This is a genomic window from Labrenzia sp. THAF82 (assembly GCF_009363435.1).
GTDB classification, from domain to species: Bacteria; Pseudomonadota; Alphaproteobacteria; order Rhizobiales; family Stappiaceae; genus Roseibium; species Roseibium porphyridii.
The window spans coordinates 1,823,401-1,843,555 of record NZ_CP045354.1; the positions used below are offsets into that span (position 1 = coordinate 1,823,401).

Genomic DNA, 20,155 nt, shown 5'->3' on the forward strand with positions numbered 1-20,155 from the left:
AGGGCTATTCAACCTGAAGAGTGATCCTTCTTTCGGGAAACCGGGATGTTTTCACGCTGATATTCGCGCGTCCCTTTTGTCCTGACTGCGCGCGCACCCAGAAGCCGGTGCCGCCACCTCTCATGGCGACTGTCGTTGGCCCGATGAGTTCAATCGGTCCATCGAGTTCAATGGAAATGCTGTCATTGAGAAAGGCGAGCGGATTGCCGACCTGGTCCAGCGCCTTAGCCAGGACGCGCGTTTCGTAATGGTCCGGATTGAGCGTCACCCGATCCGCTTCCAGGCGCAGCTCTGTTGCCAAGGGGTTGGCGACAAATTTCCGCCTGACGGCCACCTCACCATTCAGGTAACCGATAAATTCTACATCCGGCCAGTCATGCCCCCAGACCCCGAGGGCGTCTTCGGCCTCCGTACTCAGCGGGAGGCAGAACGGTGGATGCGGCAAATGAGGAAAGTTCTTTCTGTCGCGGAAGATCTCGAAGCTGTTGCCATTGGAATAGGTCATTCTGATCTCGTCGCAATTCGACAACACCATCAGAGGAAGCGTGCCGCCGATGTTGCGTTCACCGCGTGCCCATATGCTGACAGGTTCCAAAATCACCTTGCGATCCGGGCTCATCTGGCTTGCATAGGCGTGACCCGCAAGCTTCATTTCCCGAAACATTGTCATGACACCGTGATAACAAACTCTGTCACCGGATCCGAAATCCTGATGGGTGTTGTAGTCGAACATGCACCAGCCAATGCAGCCTGAGACAGCGTCGTCACCATAGGCAGCGTTCAGAATTTCAAGGTGTCGGGTGACATGCTCTATCTGCCGTTGTTCCTGATCGAAGATCTTGGTGGGGTACATATGACCGTTATATTCGGTCACGAGATAGGGCACCGGATTGCTGAGACCCGTGGTTTCCTTCTGGTCTCTCAGCGGCGTCCGTGGACGATTGACGCGAGAGTCTTCAAACGACCCCAGAACGAAATCGTTGAAGGTGTAAACATCTTCAAGAAGCGAACTTTCTGTGTCTTTTCGAATGCCACCCGTCTGGCGCGTGCCATCCAGTTCCCGGGCAAGGGTATTCGTGCGCTGATAAAAGGCGTCGTCGTCCGGAGATTCATTGATGCGGACACCCCAAAGCACGATGGACGGATGGTTCCAGTCCCGCTCGATCATGCGCCGCACATTTCGAACCGCTTCGTCTTTCCAGGCCTCTCCGCCAATATGCTGCCAGCCGGGTGTTTCCTCCAGAACCAGAAGCCCGATCCTGTCGCAATGGTCCAGAAACCATGGCGATTGAGGGTAGTGAGAGGTTCTGACGATATTGCAGCCCAACTCTTCCTTGAGCAGTTGGGCATCGCGTTCCTGCGAAGCTCTGCCCTGTGCATAACCGGAATAGGGGAAGGATTGGTGCCTGTTCAGCCCGATCAGCTTCACTTTCCTGCCGTTGAGAAGGAAGCCTTCCGGTGTGAATTCTGCGGTCCGGAATCCAAAGAATGTCTCGAAATTGTCTTTTGAACCATCTGCGCGCAAAGCAAGGCGGAGCGCGTAGAGGTCTGGTTTATCCAGGTCCCATAGCGAGATGTTTTCCAGGTTCTCGAATGTCAAAACGGACACCTGATCGGTGATAACGTCAGTTGTGCACGTCGCAATGATCTTGCCGTCAGGTGAAACCAGTTCGCCCTGCAGCTGACCTCTGATCGCCGTTTGAGAAGGATTGCTCAACCAGATCCTGGCCTCAACGCCGGGGGCATCGCTCAAGGTGTTTCGCGTCTCGATCTTCACATTCTTGATCGAGATACTGTCAGCGATTTGCAACCACGCTTCGCGATAGATGCCTGCATAGGTCAGATAGTCGATACGGCCACCGAAAGGTGGAATTTCGGGATTTTCCGTTCCGTCGACGCATACGGTGATCAGGCATTCGCCTTCGCGAAAAGCTTCTGTCAATCGGACTTCAAACGGCGTGTAACCGTCCTTATGTCCTGCAATGTGCGTACCGTTCAAATAAACTGATGCATTCGCCATGACACCGTCAAAGAGGAGATTGATCTCCTTGTTCTTAAAGGTGTCAGACCATTGCAGCTTCTTTTGATAGGTGAAGGGTTTCTGATAGGAGCGTTCGTCAAAATAGTCGAACGGCAATTCAATGGCGGTATGCGGTAATCTCACCGTGTCGCCGTCGAGGTGTTGACCTGCCATTTCCGGCTCAAAACCAGCGGTGAAGGTCCAGTCTTCACAGAAATTCAGTTTCTTGGGCATTGGTGGTCCTGTCCGGTGGAATTTGTGGGTCCGGTTGGGCAGATACGCCATTGGAGCTACCCAACCGGAAATACCTGAGGGCGCGATCGCCAGTGGGACGGCTGTTGCAGCCCTCAAGTTCGACCACAATGTGACGGCGCCGAAAGTCTGTGTAGTAAAATTTTACTAAAATTTTTGATGCAAATTTTACTTCACGCTGTTCCGCCAGATTATCGGAGACTGCAGGACAACTTTCTTGGCGGTGAAGCGTCCTGCGAGCCGTTCCAGCAACAGATTGACAGCTGAAGCGCCGATCTCCTCCGGAGCGAGCCTTACACTTGCCAATGCCGGGTCCAAAAGTTCCGATGCCGGATTGTCATTGAACCCGACAACCGCTACATCCTGCGCCACTTTGAGACCGGCGTCCCGAACAGCCTTGTAGGCTCCAACCGCCATGTCGTCAGTGCAGGCCACAATGGCATCCGGTCTCGGTGTTACAGCAAGTAACTCTCGTGTACATTCAAGACCATTGTCCGTCGTGTTTCCCGCCAGTGAGACGAGAGAAGTGTCGAAAACACCTTTTCTGCTGAGCCAGTCTTTGTAAGCTTCAAATCGAGCTTCGTAGATCTCAGGATGTTCGCCGAGCGAGCACCCACCGATGAAACCAATTCTGCGATAGCCCCTGGATGTCAAACCGGTCATGAGCTGCTCAGTCGCGGAATAAAGATCGTGCCCAACGCTGTCAAAATCGGGTTCTTCGCGCAGGAAATCGGCAAATACGATCAGATTTTGCCAAAAATCCCGAGCCTGTCTGTGAATGCCAGACCCTTGCCCGACAACAATGGCGCCGCGGGTTTTGCCATCCGACTGGAAAAGCTCGGGGTAAAGGCGCTTTACCGTTACCACGTGGACATCGAGTTCAAGACACCGGCTCTCGACGCCGTTTTTCAGTCTTGAATAATAAGACCCTTCGGAGACGTGCTTCCAGCGCTCACCAAGTTCGAGGTATATTTCTGAAACTTTCGGGCGGAAAGACGTTCGTCCAGAGGTGTGTGTGCTCCGGCGTTCCTTCAACGGCTTGTAGTCGAGTTCTTCCGCAACGGCGACAATACGTGCGCGGGTCTTCGGTGAAACGGAGATCGTGGCATCCCTGTTCAGAACTCTGGACACAGTTGCAATTGAAGTGCCGACAATTTCAGCAATGTCTTTTAGTTTGGCCACTGGGTCTACTTGCCGGAATGAATGCCGATGGGTGAGAGCGGATTACAACATCCAGAACCTCATAGAAATTGCAATATGTTCGGATTTCAAGGCATCAGCCTCGGATCGAATGCGAGCTGATTTACAAAAAAAAGCCCGGCAACACAGTGCCGGGCTTTTCTAGCTGGCTTGACCGGACTTAGCGGGCCGGCAAGGGGATCCATTCGGCGACGGAAACATCGGCGTGCTGGAACTGGGGCATCTTTTCGCCAAGGTCTTCCATGTTGCGCACGTCTTGCTCGTTCAGGAAGGATTGTGTGATCAGGGTCGGCGGAACAATGACCTGCTTGCCCGGATCTTCACCGGCCAGCATGAGTGCAAGAGTACGCACGCTGACCTCGCCAACGACGGCAGGGTTGGTGGCAACCGTTGCCGCCCAAGCTGAGTCCGGCTCACGCATGGCGGAGATGTCGGCGGTGGAGACATCCGCGGAATAGATCTTGATGTCCTGGTTGAGGCCGGCCTCATCAACGGCGATTTTCACACCCTTCGCAAACTCGTCATAAGGTGCGAAGACGACGTTGATGGTCGGATTGGCCTGCAGCACAGAGCGCGCCTGATTGGCAACCGAGTTGGCAATCGGATTGTCGAGCGTGCCGAACATGGCAGCTTCCTTGATGCCTGGGTTGTCTTTCTTGACTTCCTTCCAGGCGATGTCCCGTCGGTCAAGGGGGGCAATGCCTGGCACGTAGACATAACCAGCGGTGAAGCTGTTGCCGTTGTCCTTGATCGCCTGATCGAGCGCCATTTTGCCAAGAAGGTAGTCGGACTGCTCGACCTGGGGGATGGATTCGTTTTCGACGTTCACATCAAACGCGACAACCTTGATGCCGGCATCGACGGCCCGTTGGGCGGCAGGTTTCATGGACTCCGTCAATCCATGTTGAATGACGATCCCGTCAACGCCAAGGGCGATTGCCTGGTCGACCATATCCGCCTGCAGAGCCGCATCCTGGCGGCTGTCAAAGACACGCAAGTCGACACCAAGCGCTTCAGCCTGCTTTTCCACGCCCGAAAGATAGGACTGGAAGAAGTCGCCTGTCGAAAGATAGCGCACAAGTGCGATTTTCACGTCCTCAGGCTTGTCGAAGGGTGCGGGCATGTCGGCTGCAAGCGCACTGCCGCCGCCAAGACCCAGGCCGGCCACCATGGCCAGCTTCATGAATTCACGTCTGAGCATATTGTTTCCTCCCAATATGAACGGCGCCCGGCGGGCGTCACGCAGTTCTCCTGCCTCCGCGTCGCGATGACAGGTAGAAAGTAAAGACCAGGGCCGCGACCAGCACGGCTCCCTTGACGAAATCCTGCATGTAGTAAGGGGCATTCATCATGGTCAGACCCTGAAGGAGAATGCCGACAAAAAGAGCACCTGCTGCGGTGCCGAATGCGTTCGGACGGGCTGCACCGAGAACCGCAAAGCCGATCAGGGCAGCAGCCACACTGTCGAGCAGCAAATTGTTACCCGATGCGATGTCGCCGCGGCCCAAACGCGCCGCAAGCAGAATTCCGCCAACCGAGGCAAGCATGCCGGATATCATGTAAGCAACAATCTTGTAGCGGTGGACATTTGTGCCAACCAGTCCGGCCGCTCTTTCGTTGGAGCCGATCGCATACATCAGGCGTCCATGCCGGGTGTAGCCGAGAAACAGCCAGATCAAGAGGGCGATCAGCAGGAAGACGACCACCGGCACGGGCACGAGCCTGTCCAGGAAAAGGTCGAACCGATGACGACCGAGCCAGAGAAAAGCGGCGGAGAAAGTGCCTTCGGCCACCGCCCCGTTCTCAAGGCTCATGCCGGTTGCAATCGAATTGCCCTGTGTCGGAATACGCTGAAGACCGATCAGAAGGAACATCATGCCAAGGGTGGCCAGAAGATCGGGCACACGCATCTTGACGATCAAAAGGCCGTTCACCAGTCCGACGATCGCTCCCATAATGAGGCAGAGTGCAACTGCGACAAAGGCCGATTGTTCGAGGACGACCATCGTATAGGCCGACAGCATCAAAGCCGAGGTCGCGACCGACCCGATAGAGAGGTCAAAACCGCCGACCACCAGGGTGCACGTGACACCGAGGGCCAGGATGCCGGTAATCGCCACCGACTGCAAAATGAAGACAGCCGAGCGCGGGCTGGCAAACCCGCTCGCATAAATCGAGAAGAAAAGCGCGAGCCCGCCCAGAAGGATCAGGAAGCCGTATTTAATAGCGAAATCGAGTGCGTTCTTGTTCATTTTCCAAATATCATCCTGCGAGAGCCAGCCGCTCACCGGGGCCGGACACATCCGCAACCAGGCTGTTCAAGTCGACATTCTTGTTGATGTATTCACCGGCGATTGCCGCCTCGTTCAGGACGACGATCCGGTCCGCAATTTCCAGCGCCTCGTCGATTTCAGCGACAAAGACAAGCGTTGTTCGGTCCTGAGCCGTTTGGCGGATATACCGTCCTATATCGCGCCGCGCACCGATGTCGACGCCCTGGAAAGGCTCGTCGAGCAGGAGAATGCGCGAGGCCTTGAGCAACCAGCGACCAATCATGACCTTTTGCTGGTTGCCGCCCGACAAGGTGTCGATGCCGTCGGAATTGGATTGGCAAACCACTCCGATCCGGTCGATCATGTCGTCGGTCGCTTTGCGTTGCGCCTTGTCGCCCAGAAATGAAAATCGGCTGAAGGCTCTCAGAAAGGGCACTGTCATGTTGTTGGCGATATCAAAATCGGGCACGACAGCATTCACGCTCCGATCCTTGGGCGACATGAAGACGCCTTTGGAGACCGCATCCCCTGCACCTGCTGGCTGATATTCCTTTCCATCCAGAAGGAGATTGCCGCCGGAAGGTTTTGAAAGCCCGTAAATGATTTCGGCCAGCTGCGTCTTTCCGGATCCGAGCAAGCCGGTAAAGGCGACGACTTCTCCCTCGCGGGCTTCGAAGTCAATTGGCCGACTGTCTTCAAACAGTTTCAGATTTTGGAGCTGAAGAACCGGCTGTCCGCCGGGGACGGGATCGATGTCCACTTCGGTCATCTGATGCCCGAGCATTGCATTGACCGCACCGACATAATCGAGAGGTTCTGCTTCGAACAGGCCCGAGATCGCACCATCACGCATTGTGACGATCCTGTCAGCGATACGCCGAATGTCGGACATGCGGTGAGAAATATACAAGATCGCCACCCCTTCCGCCCGCAGCCGATCGATCAGGGCAAAGAGGCGCTCGGCCTCGGATGACGAAAGGGACGATGTAGGCTCGTCCAGAATGAGCAGTTTTGGTGCGCGGGCCATAGCGCGAGCGATCGCGATCATCTGCCTGTCGGCGACATCAAGGTCGGCAACACGCATGCGCACGTCCATGGTCAGTCCCATGCTCTCGGCGACTTCGCGCGCTTGCGCTCTCAGCTTCCTGTCGTTGACAAACAATCCGACGCCAGGCTCGGTCAAGCGGTCGAGAGTCAGGTTGGTGGCCACGTCCAGATCCGGGATCACGCCGTCGTCGATAGACTGGTGAACCGTTACGACGCCCTTGGATATGGCGTCGGCGGCATCTGTTGGAGAGAATGGTTCGCCGCCTAGCTCAATGTTGCCGCCATCGGCAAAATGGTAGCCGCACAACACTTTCACGAGCGTAGACTTGCCCGCGCCGTTGGCTCCCATCAATGCCGTAACTTCTCCGGACCGCAGATCCAGATCGATGCCTTTGAGGACGTGATTTTGTCCGAAGGACTTTTCCAGACCGCGGAGTTTGCAGGTGACGTTTTGCACCGTTCCTCCCAAAATTTTGCGGGGCTTTTATCCCCTTGATTAGAGTTACAGCACGCAAAATAGTCATTTGTCAACCGAGTTGACTTTTGAACAATCTTGATCATTATCGGGTGGGATAAGAGAGGAAATTTCACAGTCATGGATACGCCTGATCAGTATCGACCGTTAACGCCGGAAACGCTCGCAGCCCGTCTCGCATCGATCGACGCCGTGGCGAAACGCGTCGGATCCGACCCGGCACTTTGGACCGTACGTGAAGTCGGTGACGGCAATCTGAATTTGGTTTTCATCGTGGAGGGCCCGGAAGGGGCCGTGGTCGTCAAGCAGGCGTTGCCTTATGTTCGTCTTGTCGGCGACAGCTGGCCTTTGCCGCTCTACCGGGCTTTTTTTGAAAATCACGCCCTGGTTCGACAGGCCGAACGCGATCCGGGCTCGGTGCCGGCTGTCTATCACTTTGACGACACGCAGGCGCTGATTGTCATGGAATTCCTGGCACCGCACAAGATCCTGCGCCGAAAGCTGATCGACGGCGACAAGGTTGCAGGCCTTGGAAATTTCCTCGGAAAGTTTTGCGCGCGGACAGCTTTTCGCGGATCGGAACTGTCCATGAAGAGCGCAGACAAAAAAAAGGATGTCGGCCTCTTTTCCGGCAATATTGAAATACCGGCGATTACCGAAGCGCTCGTCTTCACCGACCCGTATTATGACGCGGAGATGAACCACCATACAGACGGACTGGATGCTGTCGTTGCCAATTTGCGCTCAGATGCCAGGCTGAAGGCAAAGGTGCAGCGCCACCTGATGAAATTCGCCTCCAACACGGAGACGATGGTGCATGGCGACCTTCACAGCGGTTCGATCATGTCCACTGACACAGAAAGCCGCGTCATCGATCCGGAATTTGTTCAATACGGACCAATGGGGTTCGATATCGGGATGCTGCTGGCAAATTTCTTCATGGCCTATTTCAGCCAGCCTGCGCATAGGACAAAAGACAAATTGGACGACTATCAGGAATGGCTCCTGACTGTGGTCCGGGAGGTCGTCGAGATTTTTGAAGAAGAGTTCACCCGTCTCTGGCAGACCGAACGAACGGGAATGCTATATCCGGAAGCGCTGTTTGAAGGGCAGGGACATAATTCAGCCGACGCCTGTGCCGGTCTGCTCGCAGAAATCTGGACAGAAGCTCTTGGGTTCTGCGGCATCGAAATGCATCGAAGGACATTGTCGCTGGCGCACAACGCGGATTTCGAAGAGATCGAAGACAAGGGCCTCAAGGCAGCACTGGAAGCTCGCAATCTCCACATGGGCGCGGAACTTATCCTCAATGCCGAGACGTGTGGTTCGTTGGACGAGTTGCTGTTGCTTGCGCGCCAAGTCAACAAGAAGGACATCCTATGAAGGTCAACGGAACCCACTACCGCTCGCTTTGGTGGGATGAGGACAAGGGCGCACTTCAAATTATCGATCAACGATGGCTGCCTCACGAATTTCGGGTGCAACATGTTGAAACGCTTCAGGACTTTGCTGATGCGATAGTTGAAATGCGGGTGCGTGGTGCACCGTTGATCGGGGCCACCGCTGCCTATGGCATGGCCCTTGCCGCAGCGACCGATCCTTCTGATGCAAATCTGGACAATGCCTGGGCGTTTCTGGACAAGACACGGCCGACGGCCATCAATCTTCGATGGGCGCTCAATCGGTGCCGAACTGCTTTGAAAGCGCTGCCTGAAAGTGAGCGGTCCGCTGCTGCCTTGCGGCTTGCGCATGACATTTCAGACGAGGATGTGGACATCAATCACCGCATAGGTTTGAACGGTCTGGAAATCATCCGCAAGATAGCAGCCGGCAAGCGGGACGGGGAACCCGTGCGCATCCTGACCCATTGCAATGCCGGCTGGATCGCGACGGTGGATTGGGGCACGGCGACAAGCCCAATGTATCAGGCGCATGATGAAAACATTGCAATCCACGTGTGGGTCGACGAGACGCGGCCTCGTAATCAGGGTGCGTTGACGTCGTGGGAACTTGGGAGCCACGGCATTCCGCATACTTACATCACCGACAATGCCGGCGGTCACTTGATGCAGCATGGAATGGTGGATCTGGTGATCACCGGAACGGACCGCACCACGCGCCGCGGAGATGTTTGCAACAAGATCGGAACTTACCTGAAAGCACTTGCAGCACAGGCCAACAACGTTCCGTTTTATGTCGCGCTGCCGTCGCCGACCATTGACTGGACCGTCGATGATGGGGTCGCCGAAATCCCGATCGAAGAACGCATGGAAAGGGAAGTAACCCATGTGCAGGGACTGACGGATGACGGGAGTATCGGCCAGGTGCAGGTTACTCCGATTGGGACCGCGGGCGGCAATCCGGCGTTTGATGTGACACCGAACCATCTGGTGACGGGTCTGATCACCGAGCGGGGTATTTGCGAGGCAAGTGCCGCAGGGCTTGCAGAATTGTTTCCCGATCTTGCGCAGGTCGCCAAGAGAGCATGAGACCAAGTCCGTCCAAGTCCCGACCAGCGGACGGCAGGAGCGGCGCGCGCGGCCAGGTTGCACGCGCTCGCCCGCAGGAAGATGCAATCGTTGAGGTTACCTGGTGCTACTATCAGGACGGCATGAATCAGAACGAGATTGCCGAAAGGCTCAGTATTTCTCGGGCGACGGTCGTCAATTATCTGGCGGAAGCCCGCAAGCGGGACTATGTGCGCATATCGCTCGACACGGATGTCTTTCGAAATCAGGATCTGGCGCGCCGCCTTGTTGATCAGTTCGGTCTGCGAGATGCCGTCGTCATTCCGTCGTCACCAGACGGTGCTGAGAAGTCTCTGGAGCGGGTGACACGTGTTGTGGCTGACTGGCTTCCCGGGCTTTTGGAACCGGGTGACCGGCTCGGTGTTGCCTGGGGCGAGACGGTTTACAGGGTGGCTGAGGCGGCGCCGCGCGTCACTATGGAAAACCTGACGATCGTCCAGCTTGTCGGGTCCCGTCCGGCAGCACTCGGATTTGCGGCGGAAACCTGTTCGGCGACGCTCGCCAGACGGTATGGGGCTCACTGTGTCAATCTGCATGTGCCTCTGGTCTTGTCCAACAAGGATCTTGTTGAACGGCTGAGGCAGGAACCGGTTATTGAAGCGCAGCTTCAGGCCGTGGCGAATTGCAACAAGACTATTTTCGCCTGCGGAACCTGTGGCGAAGACAGCCATGTGGTTCACACAGGTCTCCTGGATAGGGCGGATATTGAGTCTTGTGCGGAGAAGGGCGCTATTGGAGTCATTTGTGGCAGACTGATTGACCACAAGGGCCAGGGCCTTAATCGGGACATTGAGGATCGCATGATTGCGGTCACGCTTGATCAGATGCGCAACAAGGATATGGGGCTTCTGGTCGGTTCGGGTCCAGATCGGGCCGAGCCGATGCTTGCGGCCATTCGCGGCGGATATGCCACTCATGTCGCCACCTGCTCAAGCACGGCGGCCGACTTGCTCAAATTGGCGACGGAATATGCTTAAGGCACCTTACAAGGACACAAAAAAACTCAGGCAGGCGATCATCGACACGTGCAAGGAGATGAACCGGCGAGGCATCAACCAGGGCACATCTGGAAACATATCCGTGCGTGCCGGCAAGAAGATGATCATTACTCCCTCCGGTGTTCCCTATGACAGGATGACACCTGACATGCTGGCGACCGTTCCCCTTCAAGGAAAAGGAAAGGCCAAGGGACCTTTTCCACCGTCGACCGAATGGCAGTTTCATCAGGCGCTTTTGCGCGACAAGCCCGATATGCATGCCGTTGTTCATGCTCATCCGGTTCACTGTACCGCGTTGTCCATCAACCGGATGGCGATTCCGGCATGTCACTATATGGTCGCGATTTTCGGAGGCAACACCGTGCCGCTTGCGGACTATGCGCTTTTTGGAAGCGACGAATTGTCCGAACATGTTACCGGTGCGATGATCTCTCGGCACGGCTGTCTGATGGCAAATCACGGGGCCGTTGTCGTTGGTGAAACACTGGAAAAGGCTCTCTGGCGCATGGAAGAGCTGGAAGTTCTGGCGCACGCCTATATCGTCAGCCAATCGGTCGGCAAACCTCATATCCTTTCGGCGAAACAAATCGACGAGGTTCTTGGGGCGGTTGCCAACTATGGGATCAAGTCCACCTGAGCAGCTAGTGTTCTTGCCGCTACCTGGCTGACGGGGCATTCAGGAACGTGCTCGCGGACGAGCAGTCGTTGTTTGCGCCAAACCAGCTCAAGCCATTCTGCAACTTATCTAAAAAGTGAACTTCATTTCAGGTCGAATCCTGCTCAAGCTGGTTGAGATTGCCGGAAGTGCTCAGTAGCACTCAGCTACAACCGGACCTCAGTGGTGATATGCATGTCGAAACTATTTTCCTCCTTCAAGCTTCGTGAAGTGGTTTTCAAGAACCGCATTGCCGTCTCACCCATGAGCCAGTATCGAGCGATCGATGGTCATGCGAACGATTGGCACATGGTTCATCTGGGTCGGTTTGCCCTTGGTGGGGCCGGATTGGTTTATGCCGAGGCGACCGCTGTGGAAAGGGACGGACGGCGAACGCACGGCGACCTCGGGCTTTGGGACGACGCTCAGATCAGCGCCCTCAAACCCATTGCCGAGTTCATCAGCAAAGAGGGTGCAATTCCCGGCATTCAGCTGAGCCATGCCGGCCGGAAGGCGTCGGAAAGGCGTCCCTGGCATGGTGAAACACCGGTTGATCAGGAAGACAGTTCTGCACGAGGCGAAGACCCGTGGCAGGCGTGCGCGCCGTCCGCGATCCCATATGCACAAGGATGGCCGGAACCAGCTGAACTGACCGATGAGGACATTCAGCGCGTTGTCCATTCATTCGGCAGGGCAGCTGAAAGAGCTCGCAAGGCCGGGTTCAAGATGATCGAGGTTTATGCGGCGCATGGTTTTCTGATCCACCAGTTCCTGTCTCCGATTTCAAACCAACGCACCGACCGTTGGGGCGGCTCAGCTGAAAACCGGTCAAGGTTCGCAGTCGAAGTCGCGAAATCCATTCGTGCCCATTGGCCGGAAGACTACCCCTTGGCGTTCCGCTTGTCGGCGACCGACTGGCTTGACGGTGGTCTGGAAGTCGAAGACACGGTCAAGACTGCAATTGCACTGTCGAAAGCCGGCGTGGATCTCATCGATTGTTCGACGGGTGGCATCGGTGGTAAAGAACGTCCGCGCCGGATGAAAATCGAGGAAGGGTTCCAGACGCCATTTGCCGAGAAGGTGCGCAAAGAGGCGGAGATTGCGACCATGGCGGTGGGCTTCCTATGGAATCCGCAGGCTTGCGAGGACATCCTCCAGGCAGGGAAAGCCGACATGATTGCTCTTGCAAGAGAGCTTTTGGATGATCCCAACTGGCCTTTGCGCAGTGCTGGAACTCTTGGCGATGATACTTCTTTTGAGAGTTGGCCGATCGAGTCAGGCTGGTGGCTGATGAAACGGGATCGGTTGCTCAGGAAACTGGGGCTCCGGTCAGATTGATCGGACGCTGAAAGCAGTTGGAAGCGACCTGCACAAGCAAAGCAAGGACGCATCTTTCCGTTGAAGATACTCTAGCCGGCTAATTTCATGTCTCTTTAGTGTGTGGCGCTGACAAGCGCCCGCACCGAAAGGCTGGTGCTACTGTGTGTCGGTGGGCTGTTTCAGAATGTGGCGGTTTCCTCGATTTCCAACCGCTGATCGATATTGTCGGCAGGCAACCAACTTTAAAAATCGTAACGGCGATTCCTGCAAGGATGTCTGAGCCTTAGCGCTCTAGATGTCCAGCGGACCTATTTTTCGATCATGTATACGTTTACATTGATGATGTATACGTATACATTGGCTGAAATAAGCAGTTCAATGGGAGGAGAACCATGAAGAACTTTCTGGCCGCAGGTGTCGCATTTGCTGTTCTTGCCGGTTTGCCAGGGACCTTGTCCGCGCAGACTGAAGTTGTTGTCTGGGTCGCTGGAGAACCGGGGCAGACCACAATTTACGATGAACTTGCAGAAGCGTTTAACGCCAAGAACCCCGATGCAAAGATCACAGTCGTCAAGAACTCGTCCGACTTGTTCAATCCTGCACTTATTCCTGCATTGTCCGCAGGAGAGGGACCTGATCTCTTCACATTTGGAACCGGACCCGGACAGCCGGCAGCTCTGATTGCAGGTGGTCTGGTCGCCGACCTGACCGATGCTTATTTTGAACATGGTTGGGGCGACACGATTCCGGAAGGCATTGTCGTTCAGACCTCGAGTGACGGCAAACTTTGGGCATTCGGCAACGAAGTCGAAACGACGGGCATGTTCTACAACAAGGCCATTTTCGCCGAGAACGGTATTGAAGTGCCGACAACCTGGGCGGAAATGGAGGCTGCTGTCGCCAAGTTGCAAGAGGCCGGGTTTGACACACCCATCGGTCTTGGTGCTGCTGACAAATGGCCGATCTCACACTGGCAATCGATGATGTTCGGACGTTACGCCGGACCTGAAGGCATCGAAGATGTTCTATTCGGGGACGGTGAGTGGACCGATGCCCCCTTTGTGGCCGCATCCGCCAAGCTTCAGGAAATGGGCAAGGCAGGCTGGTTCGGGTCAACGCCGGTGGCAATCGGCTATGGCGAACTGATGGACCGGTTCTGGGCTGGTGAGATTCCCATGACATTCACCGGTCCCTGGGTGATCGGCGGCGGTATTGAGGCAGCTGGCGACCGTATCGGCGACTATAGCGTTTTTGCCGTTCCCCCCTTCGAAGACGGACAGAAAATTCATCCGACGAATTCCATCGGCAGTGGTTGGTACATTCGTCAGGGGTCGGAAGGGGCCGATATTGCCGTTCAGTTTCTCAACAGCATGTTCTTGGAGACCGATGGTCGTGTCGCATTGTTGAATGCAGGCACCATACCGGTCGGTGCTCTGGATGACGCTCTGGCTGAGGCTGAAATGTCACCTCTGGCTGTCGATATCTGGAAAACGTCGGATGACCATGCCGCAAATGGGACCGTTCCGGCTTTTCTCGACACGATTACACCGGGAAGCCTGACCACGGTATCCTATGATGGTCTTCAGGCGCTTCTGCTGGATGTCATGACGCCGGAAGAGTTTACGTCCGAGATGCAAAGTGCCTGGTCTTCGGCCAAGGAGGCCGGTGAGATCATGCTCCCCGGCGGCATTGCCGAACGGTAAGTACTCGCTCGTCAGCCGAATTGTCCCCGGATCTCTTCCGGTCCGGGGGCGCGGATCGCGCGCTGCTCTGCCTTTTTCGGCAGTTGCGCGGCACATCTCAATCTCCGTTCCTCGGGAGTGGCTCGATGTTTTTCGACCCGGACTCGAAATGGGCTCAGAGGCTGAACCCGGTTCTGTTTCTGTTGCCAGCTCTGACGATCTATTTCGTCTTTGCGATCTACCCCACCATCTCGGTCGTCGAGTACTCGTTCACCAATTGGGACGGCATCAGTCCGAAACGCGAGTATGTGGGTTTTGAGAACTATGTGCGGCTCTTCACCGACAAGATTTTTTGGGAAGCCTTTCGCAACACGTTTGTCTGGTCCGGCGTCATCATTGTGATCAATGTCGGTCTCGGTCTGGTCATTGCAGCCATGCTTGCACGGGTCTGGAAAGCGCGCTTGCTGATCCAGACCTGCATCGTGCTTCCCGTTGTTATCTCGCCTATGGCCGTCGCGACGATCTGGCGCTGGATGTACCAGCCATCAGGTGTGATCAACCAAATGCTTGAATCGGTCGGTCTTGGGGCGCTGGCAACACCCTGGCTGGGAAGCCCCGACGTTGTCCTTTACGCCTTGGCGCTTGCCCATAGCTGGTCGACAATCGGCCTGAGCGTCATCATTTTTCTGGCTGGATTGCAAGCCGTTGACGAAGACCTTTATGAAGCTGCCAAGGTGGATGGTGCAACGCCTGTACAGGCCTTCCGGTATGTCACACTGCCGGCGCTGCGTCCGGTGACGGCTGTGGTGTTCATCCTGACGCTGACGCAGTCATTCAAGGTGTTCGATCTTGTCTGGGCAACCACCAAGGGCGGTCCGATCCGTTTCAGCGAAATTCTGTCGACATACATGTACAAGCGCGGCGCGCTTGAAAATCAATATGGTTACGGGTCGGCAATCGGTGTCGCGCTTCTAGTCATTGTGAGCCTGGCGACCGTCATCTATATGCAAATCCAGAACAGGGAGGACCGGTGATGTACGGCCGCTGGCTCCTGCTCTTTGTACTTGGCGTGATTGCCGTCCTGATGGCAGCGCCTCTTATCCTGACGGTTTTCACATCTCTCAAACCAACGACTGAACTGGTCAATCCTGCCTGGTATCCGCCAATCAGCGTTACCTTCGAGCATTATATCCGTGTCTGGACCGAAGGCGGTTTCAGCGGATATTTCTACAACACCCTCATCATCTCGGTTGTCGATGCCGCTGTGATGGTCGTCATTGCCTCGCTGGCCGCCTATGCACTGGTTTTCATGGACTTCAGGGGCAAGATGGTGCTCCAGATCATCTTCCTGATAGGCTTGATGATCCCGGTGACCGCCATCGTGCTGCCGTTGTTCCAGATTGTCCGTTCCTTTGGTCTGCTCAATACACATTTCGGCGTGATCGTCGCCGACCTGGCGCTTGCCGTCTCGGTGTTCGTCTTCATGTTCACCTCATACTTCGTAGGTGTGCCGAAAGCGCTCCATGAAGCTGCGCGCATCGACGGTGCGACCGAGTTTCAGATCTATCGTCGCGTGATCATGCCGATTGCCATGCCGGCAGTCGTTACCACGGCGTTGCTCGAGTTCTTGTGGAGCTGGAACGATCTTTTACTCCGCTTGCTGCTGCTGACCCAGGATGAAATGCGCACCCTGTCGGTCGGGTTGTTGAACTTTCAGGGCACCATGACCCGCGACGTGACAGGTCTTTCGAGCGGCACGGTCATCATGGCCATACCTGTCGTGCTCCTGTTTCTGTTTTTCCAGCGTCACTTCGTTCGTGGAATGACCGCAGGCGCTGTGAAGTGAAGGAACACATCGAGATGTCAAAACCAACTCTCATAATGGACCAGCATTTCAGGCAGGTTGAAGAACTGTTCCGGCCAAGCGCTTTTGCGGAACTTAAAACGCTTTGCGACGTTCATGGCGGGGTGAACTGGCAGATGGCGCGAGACGATTTTCTGGATCGGCTTCCGGATGCCGAGTTCGTTGTTGCGTCCAAGCCTGAACTCGACCGGGCAGAGATCGATGCGGCTCCAAATCTTCGCGCGATTATCGAGGTGTCGGGAACATTCCAGATCGGCCTGGATTACGAGGCCTGTTTTGCACGCGGCATTGAGGTTCTCTCATGTGCTCCCGGGTTCCGGTACTCGGTTGCGGAAATGACGCTGGGCCTAATTCTGTCCGGTGCACGAAGCATTGTTGACGAGCATGAGCGGTTCCGGCGCGGGTCGGAGCGCTGGTTCCATGACAATATTGGAACGGATTTCTCGCTCTACGGACAGTCAATTGGCTTTGTAGGATTTGGTTCAATTGCAAGGGAATGCGCGCGTCTGCTCGCTCCCTTTTCGCCTCGTATCAAGGCATTTGATCCATGGTTGAAGGCGTCGTCGACAGATGCGGAAGGGGCTGACTTCTGCGACCTGGAAGAGGTTGTCACGACATCCCGCTGCGTCATTGTTGCAGCAACGCCGACGGAGGAGAACTACAAGCTCGTCTCCCGAAGCCTGATTGAAAAAATGCCGAAAGGCACCCTGGTGATCGTGATCAGCAGGTCACATCTCGTCGATTTTGAAGCTTTGGTCGAGGCTGCAGACGCTGGCCGGATCCGTGTGGCCTGCGATGTTTTTCCGCGAGAGCCGGTGCCGCAGCGCGATCTGTTGCGGCAGAGCGAGAATGTTATCTGGTCGCCGCACAGAGCCGCAGCCGTTGAAGGGGGACGGCATCCGATTGGAGACATGCTGGTTCACGACGTCAAAGCAATTCTGGAAGGTGTGCCGGAACGGCAATTGCAGCCCGCATCTCGTGAAACCGTCAGAAAAATCATTCGAGCTCCGCTGGTAGCGGGCTAAAGGAGGAACCGATGGCTGGGTTGGAACTCAAGAACCTTTCAAAGGCTTATGGGAACGTCGAAGTTCTTCACGACATCAATCTTTCGATCGCAGACGGAGAATTTGTCGTTTTTGTCGGACCGTCCGGCTGCGGCAAGTCTACGCTTTTGCGCATGATCGCCGGTCTTGAAAAGATCTCCGGAGGAGAGTTGATGATCGGCGACAAGCTTTCAAACGCGCTGTCTCCGAAACAGCGCAACATCGCGATGGTCTTCCAGTCCTATGCGCTTTATCCGCAGATGACGGTTGCCGAGAACATGGGTTTTTCGCTCAGTCTCGAAAGACGATCAAAGAAGGAAATTGCCGAGAAAGTTCACGAGGCGGCCGATGCATTGAAGCTGAGGCCTTATCTCGACAGGAAACCGGGACAGCTTTCGGGTGGCCAGCGGCAGCGCGTTGCAATTGGCCGCGCGATTGTACGTAACCCTCAGGTTTTTCTGCTTGACGAGCCGCTGTCCAACCTGGATGCGGCCCTGCGCTCCGAAACCCGAGTAGAGATCAGTGAACTTCATCAGCGGATGGACACGACAATGATCTATGTGACGCATGATCAGGTCGAAGCCATGACGATGGCAGACCGGATTGTGGTTCTGAACGGAGGCTATATCGAACAGGTTGGCAGTCCGATGGAGCTCTACAACAAACCGGCAAGCGAATTTGTGGCCGGATTTATCGGTTCACCCAAAATGAACTTCGTGAAGGGGCGTCTTGCAGACGCAGTTGGGGCCACAACGCTTGGTGTTCGACCGGAGCATTTTTCCGTAGGCCAGAGCGATGATGCCTGGGAAGGCACGGTTACGCTTGTCGAACGACTGGGCCACGATACGATCCTATATGTGAAAGTTCCGGAGGCGGGCGTGTTGACCGTGAGCCTTAACGGGCAACATGATCAGAATGTCGGGGACACAATATACTTGCGGCCCAAGCAGGAATTCATTCATAAATTCAATCCCGAAGGGCGGCCTATCGCTGCCTGACCGACGCAGCTGCGGAATTAATGAGTTCAAAGCGCCCGACATCGAGAGACGTAGCAAGACAGGCCGGTGTTTCGGTCGCGACCGTGTCGCGGACGATAACGAGACCGGAAGACGTCAACGAAGAAACGCGCGAACACGTCCTCAGCGTTATGCGGCAGATGGGCTACCGAGCCAATCGCGCGGCCGCCGATTTGCGCCGTGGCAGCAGCAAGACGCTCCTTGTCCTGGTATCCGATATTACAAACGCGTTCTTTTCCGAATTTTTCAAAGGGATCGAAGAGGAGGCGCGCCAGCATGGATATGTGGTTCTGATCGGTGATACGTCCGAAGTGGCGAGCAACGAGCGCGTTTACTCCAACATGCTTTTGATGAACCAGGCTGGTGGGCTGATCCTGAATACCTACGATTTTCCCGCAGATCTCATGCCGACAAATGGTGATGGCAGTTACAAGGGGCCTCCTCTTGTGTCTTGTGCAGGGCACAAGGATGTCGATGTGCCTTCGGTGCGTACGGATGACGCTCTGGGCGGGCGCTTGGCAGCCGAGCACCTCATCGAGCTGGGTCACAAGGACATCATTCAGATATGTGGTCCGTTACAGGTGCACGGGTTCGAACGGCGTTATTTCGGATTTCGACAGGCCTTGAAGCAGGCGGGCATTGATATCCAGGAAGAGCGTGCCAGGGTGGGTCTGCTGTCGGTCCAGTTCGGTATCGATGCCGCACACCGGCTTGTGGATGAGGGAAGCCTGCCGACGGCCGTTTTCGTGCACAATGATGAGACGGCAACTGGGTTTCTTCATGGTCTTGCAAATCGCGGGATACGTGTTCCAGACGATATTTCTGTCGTTGGATATGATGACATGCCCTATGCGGCGGTCTTCAATCCCGGGCTGACGACCGTCCACCTGCCGCGCAGACGTTGGGGGCAGTTGGCCTGCCAAAAACTGATATCGGTTCTTGAAAACGACAAGAACGCCAGCCAGCCAGTGATAATCCCGCCTACACTGGTGCCGCGCGCAAGTACGGCTGCTCCTCGCCGGTAAGGCAGATCTTGCAAGCGACGAGACGTTTGGTTGCGCAAAAATATTCCGCATTTCAATCGGCTCAGCCAATTGCGCTGGATGTGCTGGTCAGTGTCCAGCGTAGGCCGAATAGATGCCGAATGCCCCGACAAGGACAAGACTGAGCGCCCAGACCAGGTCCAGATTGAACCAGGTCTTCGACAGAAATTTCAATCCCAGCCAAAGATAGATGAAAAGGGCGATTAGTCCTCCGGACACCATCATGGCCAGCGTATGGACGGCGGCGACCAGAAATGCAATCACGACATTGTTGTTCATAAGGCTTTGTGCCGCCAGGTGGCCATCGTCGAGGCCGCCGGCCTCGCAAATTCCTAAAAAGATCGGGACCAGCATCAGGCCTGCCCCATGGGCCATTGCCGCAAGAAACGACCAGAAGGCGAGGCGGGCCGGATGGACCCGGGCCAGCATTTTCGGGTGTCTGCGATTGATGAGCAGGTAAACGCCCATTGCGATCACCAAAACGCCTGCACCGATCCGGATTTCCATTTCCCATTCGACCAGAAACAGCAGCAGGGAAAACGGCAGCAAGATGCAGATCATCGCCAGGAAATGGCCACCGGCGAGAAGCGCCAACGCTTTTGGCAACGCTCTGTGGTCGCGTTCCATCAATGCTGCTGACACAGCCAACGGCCATCCCATGCCCGGGTTCACACCATGATAGATGCCGGAGATGATGACGGCCCACCATAGGGCCGTCGTCGTCGCGAGATCGGTCATG

17 protein-coding genes are annotated in these 20,155 nt (G+C 55.7%); 11 read left to right on the forward strand and 6 right to left on the reverse strand.

Annotated features, from left to right (window positions below):
* Positions 1–4: 4 nt before the first annotated feature.
* From FIV00_RS08605 to FIV00_RS08625, 5 genes are all read right to left on the reverse strand, one after another.
* Positions 5–2,254, reverse strand: a complete 2,250-nt coding sequence (locus tag FIV00_RS08605) for a glycoside hydrolase family 2 TIM barrel-domain containing protein (protein ID WP_152500359.1) — start codon at positions 2,252–2,254, stop codon at positions 5–7.
* A 186-nt stretch (positions 2,255–2,440) separates the two neighbouring features.
* On the reverse strand, positions 2,441–3,454 hold the full coding sequence (locus FIV00_RS08610) for a LacI family DNA-binding transcriptional regulator (protein WP_152500360.1): 1,014 nt from the start codon (positions 3,452–3,454) through the stop codon (positions 2,441–2,443).
* 178 nt (positions 3,455–3,632) lie between these two features.
* Positions 3,633–4,655, reverse strand: a complete 1,023-nt coding sequence (locus FIV00_RS08615; RefSeq protein ID WP_247649407.1) for a substrate-binding domain-containing protein — start codon at positions 4,653–4,655, stop codon at positions 3,633–3,635.
* Positions 4,656–4,710: 55 nt separating this feature from the next.
* Positions 4,711–5,724, reverse strand: a complete 1,014-nt coding sequence (locus FIV00_RS08620) for an ABC transporter permease (protein WP_152500362.1) — start codon at positions 5,722–5,724, stop codon at positions 4,711–4,713.
* Positions 5,725–5,734: 10 nt separating this feature from the next.
* Positions 5,735–7,249 carry a sugar ABC transporter ATP-binding protein gene (locus tag FIV00_RS08625; RefSeq protein WP_209006862.1) on the reverse strand — a complete coding sequence of 505 codons (1,515 nt, stop codon included), beginning with the start codon at positions 7,247–7,249 and terminating at the stop codon, positions 5,735–5,737.
* Positions 7,250–7,387: 138 nt separating this feature from the next.
* Here FIV00_RS08625 and mtnK point away from each other — a divergent pair, with 138 nt between their 5' ends.
* From mtnK to FIV00_RS08680, 11 genes are all read left to right on the forward strand, one after another.
* Complete coding sequence (gene mtnK / locus FIV00_RS08630; RefSeq protein WP_152500363.1) at positions 7,388–8,650, forward strand: S-methyl-5-thioribose kinase; 1,263 nt, start codon at positions 7,388–7,390, stop codon at positions 8,648–8,650.
* On the forward strand, positions 8,647–9,756 hold the full coding sequence (mtnA, locus tag FIV00_RS08635) for an S-methyl-5-thioribose-1-phosphate isomerase (RefSeq protein ID WP_152500364.1): 1,110 nt from the start codon (positions 8,647–8,649) through the stop codon (positions 9,754–9,756). Before mtnK ends, mtnA begins: the two co-directional genes overlap by 4 nt.
* Positions 9,753–10,772 (forward strand): sugar-binding transcriptional regulator, encoded by a 1,020-nt coding sequence (locus tag FIV00_RS08640; protein WP_152500365.1) that lies wholly within the window; start codon positions 9,753–9,755, stop codon positions 10,770–10,772. Before mtnA ends, FIV00_RS08640 begins: the two co-directional genes overlap by 4 nt.
* Positions 10,765–11,430: a class II aldolase/adducin family protein gene (locus FIV00_RS08645; RefSeq protein WP_152500366.1), complete on the forward strand. Its 666-nt coding sequence runs from the start codon at positions 10,765–10,767 to the stop codon at positions 11,428–11,430. The genes FIV00_RS08640 and FIV00_RS08645 overlap by 8 nt, the downstream gene beginning before the upstream one ends.
* A 213-nt stretch (positions 11,431–11,643) precedes the next feature.
* Positions 11,644–12,786 carry an NADH:flavin oxidoreductase/NADH oxidase gene (locus FIV00_RS08650; protein ID WP_152500367.1) on the forward strand — a complete coding sequence of 381 codons (1,143 nt, stop codon included), beginning with the start codon at positions 11,644–11,646 and terminating at the stop codon, positions 12,784–12,786.
* A gap of 374 nt (positions 12,787–13,160) precedes the next feature.
* Entirely contained in the window at positions 13,161–14,471 is a 1,311-nt protein-coding gene (locus FIV00_RS08655) for an ABC transporter substrate-binding protein (protein WP_152500368.1), read from the forward strand.
* 125 nt (positions 14,472–14,596) lie between these two features.
* Positions 14,597–15,484, forward strand: coding sequence for a carbohydrate ABC transporter permease (locus FIV00_RS08660; RefSeq protein WP_152500369.1), 888 nt, complete (start codon positions 14,597–14,599; stop codon positions 15,482–15,484).
* The gene (locus tag FIV00_RS08665; RefSeq protein ID WP_152500370.1) at positions 15,484–16,296 is read left to right on the forward strand and encodes a carbohydrate ABC transporter permease; all 813 of its coding nucleotides are present in this window, start codon (positions 15,484–15,486) and stop codon (positions 16,294–16,296) included. The genes FIV00_RS08660 and FIV00_RS08665 overlap by 1 nt, the downstream gene beginning before the upstream one ends.
* 14 nt (positions 16,297–16,310) lie before the next feature.
* Positions 16,311–17,339: an NAD(P)-dependent oxidoreductase gene (locus tag FIV00_RS08670; RefSeq protein ID WP_152500371.1), complete on the forward strand. Its 1,029-nt coding sequence runs from the start codon at positions 16,311–16,313 to the stop codon at positions 17,337–17,339.
* 11 nt (positions 17,340–17,350) lie between these two features.
* Entirely contained in the window at positions 17,351–18,355 is a 1,005-nt protein-coding gene (locus FIV00_RS08675; protein WP_152500372.1) for an ABC transporter ATP-binding protein, read from the forward strand.
* Between the two features lie 20 nt (positions 18,356–18,375).
* Complete coding sequence (locus FIV00_RS08680) at positions 18,376–19,398, forward strand: LacI family DNA-binding transcriptional regulator (RefSeq protein ID WP_152500373.1); 1,023 nt, start codon at positions 18,376–18,378, stop codon at positions 19,396–19,398.
* An 87-nt stretch (positions 19,399–19,485) separates the two neighbouring features.
* Here FIV00_RS08680 and FIV00_RS08685 read toward each other — a convergent pair whose 3' ends face one another.
* Positions 19,486–20,154, reverse strand: a complete 669-nt coding sequence (locus FIV00_RS08685; RefSeq protein ID WP_152500374.1) for a hypothetical protein — start codon at positions 20,152–20,154, stop codon at positions 19,486–19,488.
* Between the last annotated feature and the right edge of the window lies 1 nt (position 20,155).

Excerpts from the sequence above, each read along its gene's own strand:
- FIV00_RS08605 (WP_152500359.1), bottom strand. The coding sequence starts at position 2,254 with ATGCCCAAGAAACTGAATTTCTGTGAAGACTGGACCTTCACCGCTGGT.
- FIV00_RS08615 (WP_247649407.1), bottom strand. The coding sequence starts at position 4,655 with ATGAAGCTGGCCATGGTGGCCGGCCTGGGTCTTGGCGGCGGCAGTGCG.
- FIV00_RS08620 (WP_152500362.1), bottom strand. The coding sequence starts at position 5,724 with ATGAACAAGAACGCACTCGATTTCGCTATTAAATACGGCTTCCTGATC.
- mtnK (WP_152500363.1), top strand. The coding sequence starts at position 7,388 with ATGGATACGCCTGATCAGTATCGACCGTTAACGCCGGAAACGCTCGCA.
- mtnA (WP_152500364.1), top strand. The coding sequence starts at position 8,647 with ATGAAGGTCAACGGAACCCACTACCGCTCGCTTTGGTGGGATGAGGAC.
- FIV00_RS08640 (WP_152500365.1), top strand. The coding sequence starts at position 9,753 with ATGAGACCAAGTCCGTCCAAGTCCCGACCAGCGGACGGCAGGAGCGGC.
- FIV00_RS08645 (WP_152500366.1), top strand. The coding sequence starts at position 10,765 with ATGCTTAAGGCACCTTACAAGGACACAAAAAAACTCAGGCAGGCGATC.
- FIV00_RS08650 (WP_152500367.1), top strand. The coding sequence starts at position 11,644 with ATGTCGAAACTATTTTCCTCCTTCAAGCTTCGTGAAGTGGTTTTCAAG.
- FIV00_RS08655 (WP_152500368.1), top strand. The coding sequence starts at position 13,161 with ATGAAGAACTTTCTGGCCGCAGGTGTCGCATTTGCTGTTCTTGCCGGT.
- FIV00_RS08660 (WP_152500369.1), top strand. The coding sequence starts at position 14,597 with ATGTTTTTCGACCCGGACTCGAAATGGGCTCAGAGGCTGAACCCGGTT.
- FIV00_RS08665 (WP_152500370.1), top strand. The coding sequence starts at position 15,484 with ATGTACGGCCGCTGGCTCCTGCTCTTTGTACTTGGCGTGATTGCCGTC.
- FIV00_RS08670 (WP_152500371.1), top strand. The coding sequence starts at position 16,311 with ATGTCAAAACCAACTCTCATAATGGACCAGCATTTCAGGCAGGTTGAA.
- FIV00_RS08675 (WP_152500372.1), top strand. The coding sequence starts at position 17,351 with ATGGCTGGGTTGGAACTCAAGAACCTTTCAAAGGCTTATGGGAACGTC.
- FIV00_RS08680 (WP_152500373.1), top strand. The coding sequence starts at position 18,376 with ATGAGTTCAAAGCGCCCGACATCGAGAGACGTAGCAAGACAGGCCGGT.
- FIV00_RS08685 (WP_152500374.1), bottom strand. The coding sequence starts at position 20,154 with ATGACCGATCTCGCGACGACGACGGCCCTATGGTGGGCCGTCATCATC.